Below are 16,781 nucleotides of genomic sequence, written 5' to 3'. Positions count from 1 at the left end.
GCCGATTTCGAGCCTCACCAATCTATGCGGGCGACATCATCGAGCGCTTCCCGCCCTCGCCGCAACATCGCACCAGGCGCATCCGCCGCCCGGGTCAAGAGATGGCGGGCATCGGCCAGCGGGTGAAAACCAACTCTCTCTTCCAAGGCGGGAGGCGGGTCATCGTCTCTCATCGAGGGTTGCGCGGCCTGACCATATTGCGGATATCCGGCGATCAGCGGATCTTGTGTTTCGCATTGCGGCAGGCAGCGGTCGAAGCGTTCGACGCCGCCGGACATTGCAACCTTCGCCTTTGCCATATCGGTGCGTGAGGCGACCTTCCTCGCGGAAGGGCTGCCTTTGACGGCCGCAAGAGGCGACGGTTGAGGGATCGGCACGGACATCGATGCCCGCGTGGGACTTGCATCGACCGCGACCTGCAATCCATTCGCCGCGACCTGTGCGAAAGGAACGGGGCTGGCATTGGCGATGCTTCCCCTGGCGTCGACGAAGCGCATCGCGTCTTCGGTCGGGCCCGTCCGGACGACGATATAAAGGGCGCCCACCACTATGCCGCAAACCGCAAGCCCGGTGCCCATCCGCCGGGTCGTCTCGGTTTGGCCATTCCACCATTTCATAGGCTGAGTATCCATCGATCGCTCCTGAAACAGATATCGACGGTCAATTCTCACGAGAACTATGGCGCGGCTTTTGCCGAAACATGGCCAACTGCGGATCATTTGCAAAGAAATGTTGACGAGGAGATCGCATCTCTTCTGCACGAAGACTGAGGGTTTCGGCGAGATTGCGCGGCTGTCGCCGTGTCTGGCGACAGATATACTTGCCTGAAATTCCGGAGATGCGCCGGAGAAAGGCCCGAGCATCCGCTTCGCCGGGCCGGCATTGCCGGGCGAGCTAGTTTTGCGCGAATGCTGGCGGCATGAGATTGGCGCGAGCGGAATAGTGCGGCTGGCCGACCACATGCGAGATCACCAGCACATAGACCAGGATCGCACCGAGGACGATGGCGATTCCGTTGAGCGGAAAGCTGGTCTTCGATGGCCCCCCGGATGATGTTTCGGAAGGATTGCCGACGGTTCCCCTCGCAACAAAAGGAAGCAGCAACTCCCTTTCCATGCGTGCCTGCGCATCGGAGTGATTGCCGTATTCCGCCGAGGGCCGGAACTGGATGACTTCGCCCATGTTTCACGCGGTCCCTTTTTACCGCTTGTAATTATTGGTCATTTTCCTGGTTGTTGTTTGCATCGGTATAGTCGACACGAACGACGACCTTTTCAGGCCGTTGCTCACCATGCTGAACGATCACGGTGACGATGCAGCGTTTCTCGCGCGGCTTGACGGACAGGAGACGTCCTTTCGTTTTCGATAGGACCTGATCCACTGCATTCGAACAATCCTGAATATTATAGTCGCTTCGAACGACCTGACCTTGCCCCGCCCATGCGCAGCCTGCAATCGAAACCCCCGCAAGTATTGTCAGTATCCTGATCATGAACTCACTATACTCCAACGGTTTCGGGGAAGCGACAGCGGTTCGCAAGAAAGCCAGTCTATTTGCGCGATCTTTTTCGATGTGTGTGGCTAAGCCGCAAGGGATGAATACCGAGCGGAAAGATGGACTTTTCTTGCGAATTCACAGATGGAGACGGGCGGATTTACGGGTGTTTGCGGCATGCGGCATGCCCTTTGCATCGTCCGGGTCATTCATTTCTTGCAAGGAGCATCATGCTTACTCTCGAAACCTCGCGGCTGTTGCTCAGGCGCTGGCGGGACAGCGATCGCGTTCCGTTTGCCGCCATCAATGCCGATGAACAAGTGCGGCGATATTACTATCCAAGCCTGCTCACGGCGCAAGAAACGGACGAATTGATCGATGAGGCCGACAGGCACCTGGCCAGGGAAGGCTTCGGTTTCCTTGCCGTCGAGCGGAAAGCCGACAAAGTCCTGATCGGCGGTGCGGGCCTGTCGCGCCCCGGATCGGAGGTTCCGGGCAATTTCCCTCTGGAAATCGGCTGGATTTTGGGGCGCGCTCATTGGCGGCAAGGCTACGCAACCGAAATCAGCCATCGTTGGCTGGACTTCGCCTGACTGCAATTGCGAGCCGAATGCGTGATCGGCTATACGTCATGCATCAACGATCCCTCCCGCCGGGCAATGCGGAAGATCGGCATGACCCGTGTCGAAGACGGCGATTTCGATGACGTCACCGTACCGCCGGGGCATATCCTGCGGCCGCATGTGCTCTATCGCATCGACCGTCCCGGCCAATAGCGCCATGTTCGGTCTTGCGTTGCCGATCCTTTCGCGCGACAGATTGGCCATGAGCATACCGGCAACCCATCCCTTCGACTTCGATCCCACCTATGGCATGCATCTGGCACAATTGCAGGCCATAGAGCCGCCCGAAGCACCGCCCGGCTTTGATGATTTCTGGCAGCGGCGCTACAAGCTGGCCATCGCCGTCGATCCGCAACCGCGACTTCGCCATAGCAGGTTGCGTCATGACGATTGGCATGTCTTCGATATCAGCTACGTGTCGACGGGGTCGTTCCAGATCAACGGCTGGCTGCTCGTTCCGAGCCATGGTCAGGTGCGGCGCGGTCTTGTCGTCGGCCACGGATACGGCGGAAGAGACCAGCCGGAATTCGATCTGCCGGTGGAACAGACGGCCGTCCTGTTTCCCTGCAGCCGCGGCCTTTCCCTCAGCGCCAGTCCGCAGATCCCCTCGGATGCATCCGGGCATGTTCTCTACGGCATAGAAAGTCGCGACACCTATATTATCGGCGGCTGCGTCGAGGACATCTGGCTCGCGGTTTCGGCGCTTCAGACCCTCTATCCATGGCTTGCCGGGCATATCGGCTACAGCGGCATCAGCTTTGGCGGCGGTCTCGGCGCTCTGGCAATTCCGTTCGATGCGAGGATCAAGCGCGGGCATCTCGTCGTTCCGACATTCGGCAATCGGCAGCTGTGGTTGACCTTGCCGACGGTCGGCAGCGCGCAATCGGTCCAGGCCTATCAGAAGCAACATGGCAGCGTTCTGGAAACCTTGCGCTTCTTCGACGCCGCCATCGCGGCAAGCCGTATCGCCGTTCCGATGCTCGTCGCACCTGCCCTTTTCGATCCCGCCGTCGCGCCACCCTGCCAGTTCTCCGTCGCAAATCCGCTACGGAAATTTAACGAAACCTTCATCCTGGATGCCGGCCACTTCGATTATGCTGGCAGCGAAGAGCAGAACGCACGTCTGCGTGACAAGGTAGGGCGATTTTTCAAGGTGCTATGAACCGCGAATACCTGCGCTGGTACAGCCCGCGGCTGGATCGAGACATGGAGCTGCTGGTGTTTGGCCACGCCGGCGCCAAGGTATTGGTATTTCCCACGCGCGAGGGGCGTTTCTGGGAATATGAGCAGATCGGCCTCGTCGCCAGCCTCTCCGACAAGCTGAATGCCGGACATCTTCAGCTCTATTGCATCGAAGGGCTGGCCTCCGAGACCTTTTACGGCTCCCAGCACCATCCGGCCGCGCGCATTCGCCGGCATAACGCCTACGAAGAATATATCCTGAACGAAGTCCTGCCGCTGATGGCGCAGATGAACCCGCATGAGTGCACGATCGTTCATGGTTGCAGTCTCGGCGCCTTTCAGGCCGCAAGCCTCGTCTTTCGCCACCCTCACCTTTTCCGCAAGCTGGTGGCATTTTCCGGCCGCTATGACCTGACGGTGAAGGTCGAATCCTTTGCTGACCTGTTCGACGGCTATTACGACGACGACATCTACTTTCATACGCCAACACATTTTTTGCCGGGGCTGGCCTGCGAGTGGCGACTGGAAAAGTTGCGGCAGATCGACATCGTCATGACGATCGGCGCCGCCGATCCGTTCTTCGACAATAATCGCCATTTCAGCCGGCTGCTGGCCGAAAAGCGGATCGATCATCAATTGCATGTGTGGGATGGACGTGCGCACCGGGCCGGGGCGTGGCGAAGAATGGCGCCGCTCTACGTTTGACAACGGCTATCCGTTACGGCGCATGGCCAGCCGGCGCCGGTGAGGCGTAATCCCGTTACTTCAAGCCAGCGCGGCCGGTATCGGCCGAAGTACCTTGCGCACACCATAGTCGCGCTCGTGGGACTTGCGATGCTGCTGCTCGGAGCTTGCGGAAAACTCGATCGCAATGCGCTCCATCATCCCGTCCGGATAGGTTCCGGTGTCGAAGGTCTCGACTTCCGACTGGGCGGTAACGATCTTCAGATTCATCTCTAGTCCTCCAGCTCTGCACGGAAACCCTTGATTCCAATGTTTGTTCCATTAGTATCCGGACAATTGTTAAAAAATTAACTACGTCCGTTAATCAATTCGGATGTCACGGTATCGAACTTGAACGGGTGGCCGGAGTGGAACATTCTTCCGATCCTGGCGTTCAATCTCTGATTGATTGGAGAGCGTGATGTATCGATCCAAATCGCCATGGATACGGCTCTGTTCGCCGCAAACGAAGCAACCGGCCCCGGTTTCGACATAGCCCCCCTTGGGGTTCGGCATCCCGGCCCGTTTTGCATGCATTCGATCAATCACTGTCCAATCGGCGGATAGACTGGAGCGGATCATGGCCATCACCATTACATCGATCATCCTGGCACTCGTCGGCCTGGCGCTTGGCGGCGGCGGCCTTTGGCTGGTGCTGCTCGGCGGCAGTTTTTTCTATCTGTTGGCCGGCCTCGCCTTCCTCGCAACCGCCGTCCTGCTCTACAAGCGCAAGGCGGCCGGGCTCTGGCTCTATGCTGTTTTCGTGCTTGCTGCTCTTGCCTGGGCCATATGGGAGGTCGGTTTCGACTGGTGGCAGCTCGGTCCGCGCGGCGGTCTGATCATCCTGATCGGCCTGTGGCTGCTGACACCCTGGGTCCGGCGCCCGCTCGGCTTTCGCAGCCTCGACGGCGTTCATTACGGGGCCAACCCGTGGCCGCTCGCCATCTCGCTGATTATCGCCATCCTTGTCGCCGGCTATTCGATGACGACCGATCCTCACGATCTCTCGGGCGATTTGCCGACGACGGTGGCGGCCAACGCGCAGATGGGCGGAGATGTTCCCGACGGCGAATGGCATCAATATGGCCGAACCTCCTTCGGCCAGCGCTATGCTCCGCTCGACCAGATCAATGCGCAGAACGTCGCCAACCTCAAGGAAGTCTGGCGATACGAGACAGGCGATGTGAAGCGGCCCGACGATATCGGGGAGACGACCTATCAGGTCACGCCTCTCAAGATCGGCGACACGCTCTTCCTTTGCACGCCGCATAGCCTGGCGATCGCGCTCGACGCAAAGGACGGCAAGGAAAAATGGCGCTACGATGCCAATGCCGGCATGAATCCAAACCGCCAGCATCAGACGTGCCGCGGCGTTTCCTACTACCACGACAGCGCAGCCGTCACGGGAGCGCCCTGCGCCGACCGCGTCTATCTGCCGACCTCCGATGCCCGGCTGATTGCTCTGGACGCGGCCGATGGCAAGGTGTGCCCCGGCTTCGCCAATCAGGGAACGCTGCACCTCGAAGCCGGCATGAAATACAATCCCGACGGCTATTATTATTCGACATCGCCGCCCGTCATCGTCGCTGACAAGATCATCATCGGCGGTGCGGTGAACGACAATTATTCCACGCAGGAGCAGTCCGGCGTCATCCGCGCCTTCGATGCCAGAACCGGTGCCCTGCTCTGGAACTGGGATTCCGGCAACCCCGACCAGACCGCGCCCCTTCCCGCCGGGCAGACCTATACCACCAACTCGCCGAACAGCTGGTCGGTTTCCAGCGCCGACGAGAAGCTCGGCATGGTCTATGTCCCGCTCGGCAACCAGACCCCCGACCAGCTCGGAATGGGCCGTAGCGCCAATGTCGAGCGCTTCTCCTCCTCTGTGGTGGCGCTGGACATCAACACCGGCCAGCTCAAATGGGTTCAGCAATTCGTCCACCACGATCTCTGGGACATGGACGTGCCGGCCCAGCCCGTGCTGGTGGACCTGACCAAGGCCGATGGCAGTAGCGTGCCGGCGCTCGTCGCCTCGACCAAGCAGGGCGACATCTACGTGCTTGATCGCCGGACCGGAGCCCCGATCATTCCCTTCAAGGAAATCCCGGCCCCCGGAGGCACCATTCCCGAGGATCATGCCTCGCCGACACAGCCGATCTCTGACCTGACGTTCTCGCCGCCGCCGCTGCAGGAAAAAGACATGTGGGGCGTCTCGTTGTTCGACCAGCTCGCCTGCCGCATCTCCTTCCATCTGCATCAGTATGAAGGCCGCTATACGCCGCCGTCGCTGCGCGGCTCCATCATCTATCCCGGCAATTTCGGCACCTTCAACTGGGGCAGCGTCGCAGTCGATCCGGAACGGCAGATCATGTTCGGCATGCCGACCTATCTCGCCTTTACATCGCGATTGGTTCCACGCGCGGAGATCCCGCCGAAGGGAGCAGGCGACAAGGGTAGCGAACAGGGGCTGAACCGAAACGAAGGCTCGCCTTACGGCGTCTATATGGGGCCGTTCGTCAGCCCGCTCGGCATTCCCTGCCAGGCGCCGCCATGGGGCTATGTCGCCGGCGTCGACCTGAAGACCGGCAAGATCGCCTACAAGCACAAGAACGGCACCGTCCACGACATGACGCCCCTGCCGCTGCCGTTCAAGGTCGGCGTTCCGGGCATCGGCGGCCCGATCGTTACCAAGGGCGGCGTTGCATTCCTCGCCGCCGCCGTGGACGATTATCTGCGCGCCTATGACGTGACCAGCGGCAGGCAGCTTTGGGAGGCGCGATTGCCGGCCGGCGGTCAGGCGACGCCGATGACCTATACGGCAAGCGATAACAAGCAATACGTGGTTATCGTTGCCGGCGGCCACGGTTCGATCGGGACGAAGCCGGGCGACTATGTGATCGGCTACTCGTTGCCATAGATCGCGAACGACCGGCGGGCTCCCTGCTCGCCGGTCGTCGTCGGTCAGAGCTTGCGGGAAGGCATGCGATCCCGTTCTTGGTCATTGTCGCCGGTTTCGGAAGGTGGTTCCTAGCCGAAGACGCTGCGGCCGCCGTAGGAGAAGGAACGGTCGAATTCGCCCGCCACGATCTCCTTGAGATCGGGACCTGTGACATAACGCTCCAGCATCCTCGACTGGTCGTCCAGGCGCTTGAGTGCAGACAATTCCTCATCCCGGCCGAGCCGACCTTTCCTGACGGCTGATTTCATAACGCTGATCGTCTCGTCATAGACCTTCAGCGGCACCGGGAAAGGATGCCGGTCCTTGCCGCCATGCGCGAGAGAAAAACGGGCCGGATCGGAAAAGCGGCAGGGCGCTCCATGGACGACTTCGGCGACCATGGCCAAGGCCTTGACCGTTCTGGCGCCGACACCGGGCGTCAGCAGCAGCTCCTGAAAATCGACCGGGCCACGATCGGCCGCAGCCGCAAGATTGCCGTGGAGCCGCCGCATGTTCACGTCTTCCTCACGCACATCGTGATGCGCCGGCATGATGAGATAGGGCAGCATCGGCTGAATTTCTGGCTTACTATCTAGTTTAGCTTGTCTTTCCAGTGAATTGAATTCACGAACAATTCCATCCGGGCCGATCGATGCGAGCAAATCGAGCTGTTCGCTGCGGGAGCGCTCCGCGCGCCGATCGGCGAGATTGATGATCTCGCCCTGCTCTCGACCTTCTATCGCCGAATGGGGCGAATCCAGAAAACTCGTCAGCCCCTCCGAGAGCCAATGATAGCGCCGTGCCTGCCGCCGCTCGTCGTTCATGCCCTGCTGGATGACGACCCATTTGCCGTCGTCAGCGACGATGAAGCCATGCAGATAGAGGTCGAAGCCGTCCTGTACGGCCGCGCTGTCCACTTTCGCGATCAGCCGGCTCTTGGTGGCAAGAGCTGCGCCGTCGATGCCGACGCGATCGCCGATATCCAGCAGTTCCCCCGGCGTCTTGCGCGATTGCGCGCCGCGGCCGCCGCAGACATGGATGCCGAGCTCGCCGGACAATGGCGTCAGCCCGCGCTTCAGCGCGCCGAGGACGCTCGTCGTGATGCCCGAGGAATGCCAATCCATGCCCATGACGGCGCCGAAGGATTGAAACCAGAAGGGATTGGCCAGACGGCGAAACAATTCGTCGCGCCCGTAATGCTGCACGATGGCTTCGGTGATGACGGAACCAAGGCGTGTCATCCGGTCTCCGAGCCAGCGCGGCACGCGGCCGCCATGCAGGGGAAGATCAGCTTTGCCAGCTCTCTGTGCCAAATCCACGACTCTCATTCTTCACCGGGGCATTGTAGCCCCGGCGGCCGATCTGCGCCATCCGTTCCCGCCGGTTTCCGCGGTCAGGCGCGATTGCGCAGCAGGTAGGAACGCATCGCCGCGATGCCTTCGTCGATATTGGCGCGGCCGAAGCCGATGCGGAACCGGTCGCCGGGCGTCGGATGAAGATCCGAGTGGTAGAGGCTGGCCGGCAGAAGGAGCACGCCTGCCTGTTCGACAAGATCGCGCGCAAAGGCTTCGACGCCATCGGCACCCTTGTAGCGTGGGTAACAGACGCAACCTCCGTCAGGCGTATACCAATCGAAAAGGTGTTCGAACTCCGCAAACAGCGCCTTTAATTTCCCGAGATTGGAAGCGATCAGGCGGTTGTTTCGCTCAAGGATCCTGTCGGCATTCAGCAGGGCGATCCTGGCCAGGCTCTCGCTCGGGCCGGCGTTGCAGATGGAGAGATAGTGCTTCATCCGCTCCATCTTCGAAAGCAGGGCGTGATCGCGGCAGGCGATCCAGCCGATGCGCAAACCCGGCAATCCATAGGCCTTGGACATGACGCCCAGCGAAAGGCCGCGCTCATAGATGTCGGCGGCTGCCGGCAATAGCGGCTTATTCTCGACGGTCAGCCCACGATAGACCTCGTCACTGAAAAGCCAGATGCCGTGCCGGCGGCAGAGGTCCACCAGCGCATCGAAACGCTCCCTTTCAAGGACCTTGCCCGTGGGGTTATGGGGGAAGTTGATCGAAATCAGCCTGGTATTCGGCCGGATCGCCGCGGCAACCGCGTCGATATCGAGCGACCAGCCGTCATCGGGGTCGAGTGCCACGGCGGAAACATCGCAAATGCCGAGTGGGATCGTTTCCGCCGACTGATAATTCGGGGTGACGACGATCGCATGGTCTCCTTTATCGAGAAGCGCATGCATGGCGATGTAGATGCCCTCTTCCGCGCCGGCGAAGCACAGAATGTCAGCGCCCCGCATTTGCCCATAGAGGCCGGCAATGATCGCGCGTAGCTCCGGACTGCCGAAGGTCTCGCTATAGCCCAGCCACAGCGTCTCGTGTGCCTGCCGCTGTTCCGGCGTCGCCATCGCCAGCAGCTCCGCCATCGTCATGCTTTGCGCATCGGAAGCGGTCATATGGTAGCGAGCGCCGAACTCCCACTTGGAGAAATAGGTTTCGAGCTTGAAATCCGGCAGGAGCGGCATGGGTTTCTCCAGGAACGAGAAAGGACCGGCATGCGTCCGCGCCGTTCCTACAGCCGCGAAACTAGAGAGATATTGACAAATTGTCAAATATAGAGCGATTGTCATAGCGTGCGGAAGGACGACGGTCATGGCGAAGAGAGCGGGAGCAGGCAGCAGGAAATCGGCTGTTCAGGAGGATATCCTGCAATTTGTCCCTGTCGCGGACGCGGTGGCGACGCTGCTGAAGCCGCATGCGGAAGTCGTCATCCACGACTTGAGAACGCTGACCATCGCTCATATCGCCAACAACCTGTCGCGCCGCGAAGTCGGCGGCTCGTCCCTTGCCGAACTGAAGGATGTCGGAGCCCTCGGCACCGATGTCATCGGCCCCTATCGCAAAACCAATTTCGACGGACGGCAGCTCAAATCCATCACCGCCGTTCTCAGGACCAAGGCAGCCGAGCCGTTCGGCCTGCTCTGCATCAATTTCGACATCGCACCGATCGAGGCAGCGCGCGACGCGCTCAATCTTCTTGCCGCATTTCAGGGAACAGGCGCACAGCCGTCAGCGCTTTTCCGCACGGACTGGCAGGAAACGGTCAACAGCGCGATCGCGGATTTTCTTGGCGAGCGCGGACTGGCGGCGTCCGCATTGGCAAAGGAAGACCATGCGGCGCTCATCGAAGCGCTGGAAGAGGATGGCTATTTCGCCATCCGCAATCTCGTTCCCTATCTTGCCAAGCTGCTCGGCATTTCGCGCGCGACGGTCTACAAGCATCTTCGCGATGCCAGGCAAAAGAAACCGCAAGCGGCTGAAGAGTAAGGACTCCGGCTAAGATTGCTGTGATCAGGCCAGCACCGGCATCGGCGCAAGATCGCGCATCGCACCCGAAAAGGCCTTGGGCAATGGCGAAGCGTAGGAACTGCGCTTGCTGGTGGAGAGACCGAGGGACACCAGAGCTTCGGCCTGCTTGACCGCCGCGGCGACGCCGTCGACGACCGGGACGCCGTAAATCGATTGCAGTTCCCTTGCGAGATCCGTCATTCCGGCGCAGCCGAGCACAATGGCTTCCGACCCGTCGTCGGCAAGGGCGCGCTCGATTTCCGCCCGCAGCCTTCCGATGGCGCCGGAAGACGAATCCTCTAGCTCAAGGACGGGAATATCCGAGGCGCGAACCTTCGCGCGTCCGCCCATGCCGTAGCGCTGGATCAGGTTGTCGATGAGAATGCGCGAGCGTTCGAGCGTCGTCACCACGCTGAAGCGCTGCGCCAGGAACGCGGCCGTCGCAACGGCTGATTCACAGAGACCGACGACCGGGACATCGCAAAGCATGCGGGCGGCTTCCAGTCCGGTGTCGTCAAAGCAGCAGATGATCGCCGCATCGTAGCCCGCGGCCTGCCTCTCCTTCAATTCTTGCAGCATGCCGGGTACGGCGATGGCGCCGTCGTAATAACCCTCGATCGAAGCCGGCCCCATTCGCGAGGTGGCGGCTATGATCTCCGTGCCGGCGCTTGCCACGGCACGCGCCGCAGTCGCCGCCTTCTCCGTCATGGAAACGGTCGTATTCGGATTGATGAGCAGAAGGCGCATGGTCTCAACTTTTCCTGGCCTGGCGACGGCCGAGCATGGTCATGACTGCAAGCGCCAGGAGAATGATGGTGAAGGAAAAGAGCGTCGTCACCGTTCCGAGCGCATAGAGCACGGGCGTCGTGACATTCGTCGTCATCCCGTAGATTTCGAGCGGCAGGGTATTGTAGGTGCCTGAGGTCATCAGGGTACGTGCGAACTCGTCATAGGACAGCGTGAAGCCGAACAGCCCGACGCCGATGAGGCTCGGCGCGATCATCGGCAACACGACATGGCGGAAGGTTTGCCAGGAGTTCGCACCGAGATCGCGTGCGGCTTCCTCATAGGCCGGCGAAAACCGGTTGAAGACCGCGAACATGATCAGCACGCCGAAAGGCAAGGTCCAGGTCAGATGCGCGCCGAAGGCAGACGAATACCAGGCAGGTGCCAGACCGCCCTGCTGGAAGACGACGCCGATCCCCAGCGAGATGATGATGGACGGCACGACAAGGCTGGCAACCGTCGCATAGAACAGAAATGTCGATCCGCGGAAGCGGCGGCGGAAGGCAAGGCCCGCCAGCAGCGAGACGACGACGGTGACGATCATCACCATGACGCCGAGCACCAGCGAGCGCTGGAACGAGGCTCCGAAATCGCCGACCGCCTGTTTCTCGAACAGATTGGCGAACCAGTGCAGCGACACGCCGTTCAAAGGGAAGGTCAGGCCGCCGTCGGGTCCCTGAAAAGACAGGATGATTACCGCCGAGAGCGGACCGTAGAGGAACAGCACGAAAATGGTGAAGAAGATCGCGAGGACGTAGAATTCCAGACTGCGCTTTTCGCGGTTCATCTCAAAGCTCCTTGCGGATATCGACGATGCGCAGGATGGCGGCAACCATCAGCAGCACGACGATCAGCAACACCACGGCATTGGCGGCGGCGGCCGGATATTGCAGCAATGACATCTGGTTCTTCATCATCAGGGCGATCGAGGCGCTTTGTCCGCCGGACATGACCTGCACGGTGGAGAAATCCGCCATGACGAGCGTGACGACGAAGATGCTGCCGATCGCCATGCCCGGCTTGGCAAGCGGGATCACCACGTTCCACAGCACCTGCCATCCGCTGGCGCCGGCATCGCGCGCGGCCTCGAATAGCGAGCGGTCGATGCGCATCAGCGTATTGAAGATCGGCGTCACCATGAAGAGCGTATAGAGATGCACCATCGCGAGCACGACGGCGAAATCGGAATAGAGCAGCCACTCGATCGGCTGCGGAATCAGGCCCATGTCGATCAGGGCGGAATTGACCAGTCCGTTGCGGCCGAGCACCGGGATCCATGAAATCATGCGGATGATGTTCGAGGTCATGAACGGCACGGTGCAGACGAGGAAGAGGATCATCTGCGTCGACGTGCGCCTGATATGGAAGGCGAGAAAATAGGCGACCCAGAAGCCGATGAACAATGTCAGCGCCCAGACGATAGCGGTGAATTTCAGCGTGTTGAGATAGGTCTTCCACGTCACCCAGGAGCCGAGCGTATCGGTGTAGTTGGTGGTGAGAAAGGCAGGGTAGATGCCGGCGAAATCGTAATCCCAGAAGCTGACGACGCCGATCATTACGATCGGCAACAGGAAGAAGAAACCGAGGATGAGAAATAGTGGCGTTGCCTGCAGATAGGAAATGGCCCAGGCCGGCAGGCTAAACCCGCGCGCGGCGTTGCGTGTTGCCTCTGCTGTATCCGAGGAAGCGATCGTCGCCATGGTGCGGCTCTCCGTTTTCGGGATGCCTCCCCCTGCTGTAAACAGGGAGAGGCGGGAAGGATCTTCGGCTCAGGCAGCGATGAATTCGTTCCAGCGGCGGACCATATAGCGGTCCTCGTCCATCACCGAATTCCAGCAGGCGACGGCGCCCATGCGGGCCTCGAAGGAGCCGCCGTCGCGAACCGCACCTGCCTTCTCCATGACCTTTCCTTCCGGAGAAAGAATATCGCCCTGTGCCGGCTTGCCCTCGATCCAGTAGCCCCACTCATCGGCCGACATGAACTGCTTGGCCGTGTCCATGCAGGCGGAATAGTAGCCCTGTCGGTTGAGGTAGCCGCCGACCCAGCCGGAGGTGTACCAGTTGATATATTCATAGGCGGCATCGAGCTGGGCGCCCTTGAGATGCGCGGCAAGGCCGAGGCCACCGCCCCAGGCGCGATAGCCTTCCTTCAGCGGCTGGAAGGTGCAGGCGATTCCCTTGGAGCGCACGGCGGCAACGGCCGGCGACCACATCGACTGGATGACGACCTCGCCCGATGCCATCAGGTTGACGCTTTCGTCGAAGGACTTCCAGAAGGCGCGGAACTGGCCGTCGCCCTTGGTCTTGATCAGGAATTCGATCGTCTTGTCGATCTCCTCCTTCGTCATGTTGCCCTTGTCGGCATATTTGATCTTGCCGGCGGCTTCCATGATCATCGCGGCGTCCATGATGCCGATCGACGGGATGTTGATGATGGCGGTTTTGCCTTTGAAGGCCGGATCGATAATATCGGCCCAGCTGGTGATCGGACGGCCGGTGAGGTCGGGACGAATGCCGAGGGTATCGGCATTGTAGATGGTCGGAACCATCGTCATCCACTGCGTCGGCTCCTTGGCGAATTTCCGGGAGTCCTGCGCCTCGAGGAAGCCGACCGTATGCGGTGCGGTGCCCTGGGCGATGACGCTGTCCGGCTTCAGCTTGCCGGTGATGAACAGCGGCACGATCTTGTCGTAATATTTGAGCTTCTTGACATCCATCGGCTGCAGGACGCCGGCCGGGAAAACCTTCTTGGCGATCCAGTATTCGACGTCGGCGATATCGTAGCTGTTCGGCTGCGTCACGGCGCGCTGGGCGGCGGCATCGGAATCGGTCGCGGTCATCTCGAGCGTGATGCCGAGGTCGGCCTTGCACTTCTCCGCAATCGCGTTGATGTTCGAGACGCCGGTGCCGAACTGGCGCAGCGTGATGTTCGATTGCGCCCAGATGGTCGGAAAGCCGGTGATCGCGCCGGAGCCGGCCATGGCGCCGAGAGCGGCGGCGCCGGTCTTCAGCAGCGAGCGGCGGGAAATGCCTTTCGTCGTCTTGCCAGCCTTCATTTCAGTCTTCGTTTCAGGCGTCATGTCAGTTCCCCTTTCTTGATGCTTCGGATCTCATGCGGACATACGGCCCAGAAGAATTGCGTCCTTCTGCGCCCAGCTCAGTGACACCGCGTCGCCGACGGCCATGGATCTGGCGGAGGCGTCGTCGTTGCTTGCAATCACGGTGAAATCGTCGCTTCCGGCACCGATGACGGTGATCTTCAGCGTCGCGCCGCGATATTCGATGTTGGAGACCACGCCGTTGAAGCCGAGGCCCTTGCCTTCTGGCTGCGAAAGCCGGACGCGGTCGGTACGGACAGCGATGTCGACAGCCTCGCCGGCCTGGCGCCCTGCCCCTCTTACCGAGAAGCTTTGCCCCTCCGGTGCGGTCAAGGCGATGATGCCGTCCTCGCTCGACGTGACGCGGCCGGACAAGACGTTGTGATCGCCCATGAAGCGCGCGACGAAGGCCGTTGCGGGCCGCTCGAAGACTTCTCGCGGCGAGCCGGCCTGCTCGATGCGGCCGTCGTTCATGATGACCATGATATCGGCGAGCGCCATCGCCTCTTCCTGGCTGTGGGTGACGTGGACGAAGGTGATGCCGAGCGTCTTCTGCAGCTTTTTCAGCTCGGCGCGCATGCGGATCTTCAGAAACGGGTCGAGTGCCGACAGCGGCTCGTCGAGCAGCAGCGCCTCCGGATCCGTAATCAGCGCGCGTGCGAGTGCGACACGCTGTTGCTGCCCGCCCGAAAGCTGTGCCGGACGCCGGGTGGCATAGGCCTCCATTTGCATGAGTTTCAGCATGTCGAGCGCCTTGGTGCGACGCTCCTCCTTGGCGACCCCCTTCATCTTCAGGCTGAAGGCGACATTGTCGATCAGGTCGAGGTGCGGAAACAGCGCGTAGGACTGAAACATCATCGCCGTGCCGCGCCTGGCCGGCGGAAAATCCGTGACGACGACATTTCCGAGGCGAATGTCGCCGGAAGAGATTCCTTCGTGGCCGGCGATCATGCGCAGCGTCGACGTCTTGCCGCAACCGGAGGGGCCGAGAAAGCAGCAATAGGATCCTGCCGGTATCTTCAGGCTGATCGCATGGACGGCCGTTGTCGTGCCGTAGACCTTGGAAACGGATGCTATATCGATCTCTGCCGCTTTCGACATCATCTTCCCCTTATGTTTGGGAAAGGCTGTGCATCAATCGTGCCAGTTTTGCTGCAGCGCACTAACTTATTGATGTTTCGCGATTTTTCAAAATCGCAAAAGCAATGCCTTCTGAGAGGCAATTCTATTCCTGCCTATTAAATAGGCCATTGTGCCCGATCGACGCAAATAGTTGTATACAATTTAGCGCATTCTTTGCGTCAGATTTCGTTTAACTTCAGTTGAAAAGCGGGCTATCATTTTTGCCGAATACTCAGGTAAGTAAGCGGTTATGAATTCTCCAGCAGATGGACTCTTGACGCTCGGCGATCCCACGGAGAGCGGTGCGCAGCAGATCCGCGACGCCATTCGCGATGCAATCGTCGAGCGCAGGCTCGCGCCCGGCACGAAGCTGTCCGAAAACGATGTCGGCGGCTTGTTCAACGTCAGCCGAACGCTGGCGCGCGCCGCCCTGCAGGCTCTTTCCTACGAGGGCCTCGTCAGCGTCGAAAAGAATCGAGGCGCTTTCGTCGCCTATCCGTCTCCCGAGGAAGCGCGGCAAATCTTCGCCGCCCGTCGTCTGGTCGAGCCGGGAATACTGAAATCGGCAGCCGAACGGATCACTCCGGCTCAACTCAATCAGCTCAGGCAACTTCTCCTTGAAGAAGGCCGGTTGATGGGTGAACGCGGCCAGTCGGCCCGCAGGGCCGAGATCAAGGCTTCTGGCGATTTCCACCTGATGCTGGCGTCGTTTTCCGGCAATCTCATCATGCAACGCTTCATGGAAGAGCTCGTCGCCCGCTCGTCGCTGGTGATCGCGCTCTACGGACAATCGAGTGCCTCCAGTTGCGGTCATTCCGAACATGGCGACATCATCACTGCCCTGGAGCGCAAGGAGATCGACAGAGCCTGCGACCTGATGCTTCACCACATCGCGCATATCGAAGCCGATCTCGATCTGCGCGAACGCAAGAGCTTCGGCCTGAAAGAGGCATTCGAGCGGTGAGGCATGCCGTGCGGGCGGCTTCCGTGAGCCCAAGCCGTGGCCCATCTATAAGGCAGGCAAGCTCTGGCCAACGATGGTATCGTGTTGCCACACTGAGGCTCAGGCAGCCTTATACTTCGGCCGGCTCGGAGATTTTGCCGACCGAAAAGGTTGAGGAGCGGCCTTGCATGCGCCCGCGCCTTCCTATCGTTTCAACTCTTGCTCGAATTTTTCGATCTGCTGCAAGACCCATGGATCGTCGACGGAATGTTGCGTCGCCTCCTGTGCCGGCTCCCGTTGGCGCCGGCGCCGAATCCAGTCGATGAAAGCGCGAAGCAGCCGCATGTTCCTATCCAAGTTTTCAGTATCTGCGAGGCCCGGCCTCCAGGCCCGAAAGCCTGCCGGAAACCGGGCCCCGACGACCGCAAGGCGTTGCGGCGATTGCCTTTCTGCCCGCGCGAAAATGAACGTTAGCTGAACGTTTTGCACGGAGCGATGGTTTTATCCGATCGCCGCAC

At 60.5% G+C, this 16,781-nt stretch carries 17 protein-coding genes; 6 read left to right on the top strand and 11 right to left on the bottom strand.

The window, feature by feature from the left end:
• Window positions 1–14: 14 nt before the first annotated feature.
• The 3 genes from ACJJVH_RS23330 to ACJJVH_RS23320 are packed head-to-tail and all read right to left on the bottom strand — an operon-like array spanning window position 15 to window position 1,492.
• Window positions 15–962, bottom strand: coding sequence for a hypothetical protein (locus ACJJVH_RS23330; protein ID WP_412065275.1), 948 nt, complete (start codon window positions 960–962; stop codon window positions 15–17).
• Complete coding sequence (locus ACJJVH_RS23325) at window positions 895–1,182, bottom strand: hypothetical protein (RefSeq protein ID WP_412065274.1); 288 nt, start codon at window positions 1,180–1,182, stop codon at window positions 895–897. Before ACJJVH_RS23325 ends, ACJJVH_RS23330 begins: the two co-directional genes overlap by 68 nt.
• A gap of 31 nt (window positions 1,183–1,213) precedes the next feature.
• Window positions 1,214–1,492: a hypothetical protein gene (locus ACJJVH_RS23320; protein WP_113357569.1), complete on the bottom strand. Its 279-nt coding sequence runs from the start codon at window positions 1,490–1,492 to the stop codon at window positions 1,214–1,216.
• 233 nt (window positions 1,493–1,725) lie between these two features.
• Between ACJJVH_RS23320 and ACJJVH_RS23315 the strand changes: the two genes are divergently transcribed.
• The 3 genes from ACJJVH_RS23315 (at window position 1,726) to ACJJVH_RS23305 (ending at window position 4,005) form a co-directional block, all read left to right on the top strand.
• Entirely contained in the window at window positions 1,726–2,088 is a 363-nt protein-coding gene (locus tag ACJJVH_RS23315; protein ID WP_412065273.1) for a GNAT family N-acetyltransferase, read from the top strand.
• A gap of 232 nt (window positions 2,089–2,320) precedes the next feature.
• On the top strand, window positions 2,321–3,280 hold the full coding sequence (locus ACJJVH_RS23310) for an acetylxylan esterase (RefSeq protein ID WP_412065272.1): 960 nt from the start codon (window positions 2,321–2,323) through the stop codon (window positions 3,278–3,280).
• Complete coding sequence (locus ACJJVH_RS23305; protein ID WP_412065271.1) at window positions 3,277–4,005, top strand: esterase family protein; 729 nt, start codon at window positions 3,277–3,279, stop codon at window positions 4,003–4,005. The genes ACJJVH_RS23310 and ACJJVH_RS23305 overlap by 4 nt, the downstream gene beginning before the upstream one ends.
• A gap of 60 nt (window positions 4,006–4,065) precedes the next feature.
• Here the strand turns inward: ACJJVH_RS23305 and ACJJVH_RS23300 are convergent, their stop codons facing one another.
• Window positions 4,066–4,254, bottom strand: coding sequence for a hypothetical protein (locus ACJJVH_RS23300; RefSeq protein ID WP_112800035.1), 189 nt, complete (start codon window positions 4,252–4,254; stop codon window positions 4,066–4,068).
• 349 nt (window positions 4,255–4,603) lie between these two features.
• Here ACJJVH_RS23300 and ACJJVH_RS23295 point away from each other — a divergent pair, with 349 nt between their 5' ends.
• Window positions 4,604–6,940 carry a glucose/quinate/shikimate family membrane-bound PQQ-dependent dehydrogenase gene (locus ACJJVH_RS23295; RefSeq protein WP_412065270.1) on the top strand — a complete coding sequence of 779 codons (2,337 nt, stop codon included), beginning with the start codon at window positions 4,604–4,606 and terminating at the stop codon, window positions 6,938–6,940.
• 110 nt (window positions 6,941–7,050) lie between these two features.
• On the opposite strand, the gene ACJJVH_RS23290 is transcribed toward ACJJVH_RS23295, so the two are convergent.
• Together ACJJVH_RS23290 and ACJJVH_RS23285 are read right to left on the bottom strand one after the other, a co-directional pair.
• Window positions 7,051–8,274, bottom strand: a complete 1,224-nt coding sequence (locus ACJJVH_RS23290; RefSeq protein WP_412065269.1) for a DUF763 domain-containing protein — start codon at window positions 8,272–8,274, stop codon at window positions 7,051–7,053.
• 80 nt (window positions 8,275–8,354) lie between these two features.
• Complete coding sequence (locus tag ACJJVH_RS23285) at window positions 8,355–9,491, bottom strand: aminotransferase class I/II-fold pyridoxal phosphate-dependent enzyme (RefSeq protein WP_412065268.1); 1,137 nt, start codon at window positions 9,489–9,491, stop codon at window positions 8,355–8,357.
• A 127-nt stretch (window positions 9,492–9,618) separates the two neighbouring features.
• Between ACJJVH_RS23285 and ACJJVH_RS23280 the strand changes: the two genes are divergently transcribed.
• A complete protein-coding gene (locus ACJJVH_RS23280) occupies window positions 9,619–10,293 on the top strand; it encodes a transcriptional regulator (protein WP_412065267.1) in 675 nt (224 codons plus the stop codon).
• Window positions 10,294–10,317: 24 nt separating this feature from the next.
• Here the strand turns inward: ACJJVH_RS23280 and ACJJVH_RS23275 are convergent, their stop codons facing one another.
• The 5 genes from ACJJVH_RS23275 to ACJJVH_RS23255 all read right to left on the bottom strand — a co-directional run bounded on the left by ACJJVH_RS23275 (window position 10,318) and on the right by ACJJVH_RS23255 (window position 15,299).
• The gene (locus tag ACJJVH_RS23275) at window positions 10,318–11,061 is read right to left on the bottom strand and encodes an aspartate/glutamate racemase family protein (protein WP_412065266.1); all 744 of its coding nucleotides are present in this window, start codon (window positions 11,059–11,061) and stop codon (window positions 10,318–10,320) included.
• Between the two features lie 4 nt (window positions 11,062–11,065).
• Window positions 11,066–11,887, bottom strand: coding sequence for an ABC transporter permease (locus ACJJVH_RS23270; RefSeq protein ID WP_112800025.1), 822 nt, complete (start codon window positions 11,885–11,887; stop codon window positions 11,066–11,068).
• Between the two features lies 1 nt (window position 11,888).
• Entirely contained in the window at window positions 11,889–12,800 is a 912-nt protein-coding gene (locus ACJJVH_RS23265; RefSeq protein ID WP_412065265.1) for an ABC transporter permease, read from the bottom strand.
• Window positions 12,801–12,869: 69 nt separating this feature from the next.
• Entirely contained in the window at window positions 12,870–14,180 is a 1,311-nt protein-coding gene (locus tag ACJJVH_RS23260; RefSeq protein WP_113357560.1) for an ABC transporter substrate-binding protein, read from the bottom strand.
• Between the two features lie 30 nt (window positions 14,181–14,210).
• Window positions 14,211–15,299, bottom strand: a complete 1,089-nt coding sequence (locus tag ACJJVH_RS23255) for an ABC transporter ATP-binding protein (RefSeq protein WP_412066210.1) — start codon at window positions 15,297–15,299, stop codon at window positions 14,211–14,213.
• Between the two features lie 271 nt (window positions 15,300–15,570).
• Between ACJJVH_RS23255 and ACJJVH_RS23250 the strand changes: the two genes are divergently transcribed.
• Window positions 15,571–16,284 (top strand): GntR family transcriptional regulator, encoded by a 714-nt coding sequence (locus tag ACJJVH_RS23250; protein WP_112800017.1) that lies wholly within the window; start codon window positions 15,571–15,573, stop codon window positions 16,282–16,284.
• The last annotated feature ends 497 nt before the right edge of the window (window positions 16,285–16,781 follow it).

The organism is Rhizobium sp. SYY.PMSO (assembly GCF_046840415.1).
In the GTDB taxonomy this organism is placed as follows: domain Bacteria; phylum Pseudomonadota; class Alphaproteobacteria; order Rhizobiales; family Rhizobiaceae; genus Rhizobium.
The sequence above is the reverse complement of the archived record's forward strand: the minus strand, read 5'-3'. Positions and strand labels throughout refer to the sequence as shown.

Coding starts and splice junctions, on each gene's coding strand:
- ACJJVH_RS23330 (WP_412065275.1), bottom strand. CDS start 962: ATGTGGTCGGCCAGCCGCACTATTCCGCTCGCGCCAATCTCATGCCGC.
- ACJJVH_RS23325 (WP_412065274.1), bottom strand. CDS start 1,182: ATGGGCGAAGTCATCCAGTTCCGGCCCTCGGCGGAATACGGCAATCAC.
- ACJJVH_RS23320 (WP_113357569.1), bottom strand. CDS start 1,492: ATGATCAGGATACTGACAATACTTGCGGGGGTTTCGATTGCAGGCTGC.
- ACJJVH_RS23315 (WP_412065273.1), top strand. CDS start 1,726: ATGCTTACTCTCGAAACCTCGCGGCTGTTGCTCAGGCGCTGGCGGGAC.
- ACJJVH_RS23310 (WP_412065272.1), top strand. CDS start 2,321: ATGAGCATACCGGCAACCCATCCCTTCGACTTCGATCCCACCTATGGC.
- ACJJVH_RS23305 (WP_412065271.1), top strand. CDS start 3,277: ATGAACCGCGAATACCTGCGCTGGTACAGCCCGCGGCTGGATCGAGAC.
- ACJJVH_RS23300 (WP_112800035.1), bottom strand. CDS start 4,254: ATGAATCTGAAGATCGTTACCGCCCAGTCGGAAGTCGAGACCTTCGAC.
- ACJJVH_RS23295 (WP_412065270.1), top strand. CDS start 4,604: ATGGCCATCACCATTACATCGATCATCCTGGCACTCGTCGGCCTGGCG.
- ACJJVH_RS23285 (WP_412065268.1), bottom strand. CDS start 9,491: ATGCCGCTCCTGCCGGATTTCAAGCTCGAAACCTATTTCTCCAAGTGG.
- ACJJVH_RS23280 (WP_412065267.1), top strand. CDS start 9,619: ATGGCGAAGAGAGCGGGAGCAGGCAGCAGGAAATCGGCTGTTCAGGAG.
- ACJJVH_RS23275 (WP_412065266.1), bottom strand. CDS start 11,061: ATGCGCCTTCTGCTCATCAATCCGAATACGACCGTTTCCATGACGGAG.
- ACJJVH_RS23270 (WP_112800025.1), bottom strand. CDS start 11,887: ATGAACCGCGAAAAGCGCAGTCTGGAATTCTACGTCCTCGCGATCTTC.
- ACJJVH_RS23265 (WP_412065265.1), bottom strand. CDS start 12,800: ATGGCGACGATCGCTTCCTCGGATACAGCAGAGGCAACACGCAACGCC.
- ACJJVH_RS23260 (WP_113357560.1), bottom strand. CDS start 14,180: ATGACGCCTGAAACGAAGACTGAAATGAAGGCTGGCAAGACGACGAAA.
- ACJJVH_RS23255 (WP_412066210.1), bottom strand. CDS start 15,299: ATGTCGAAAGCGGCAGAGATCGATATAGCATCCGTTTCCAAGGTCTAC.
- ACJJVH_RS23250 (WP_112800017.1), top strand. CDS start 15,571: ATGAATTCTCCAGCAGATGGACTCTTGACGCTCGGCGATCCCACGGAG.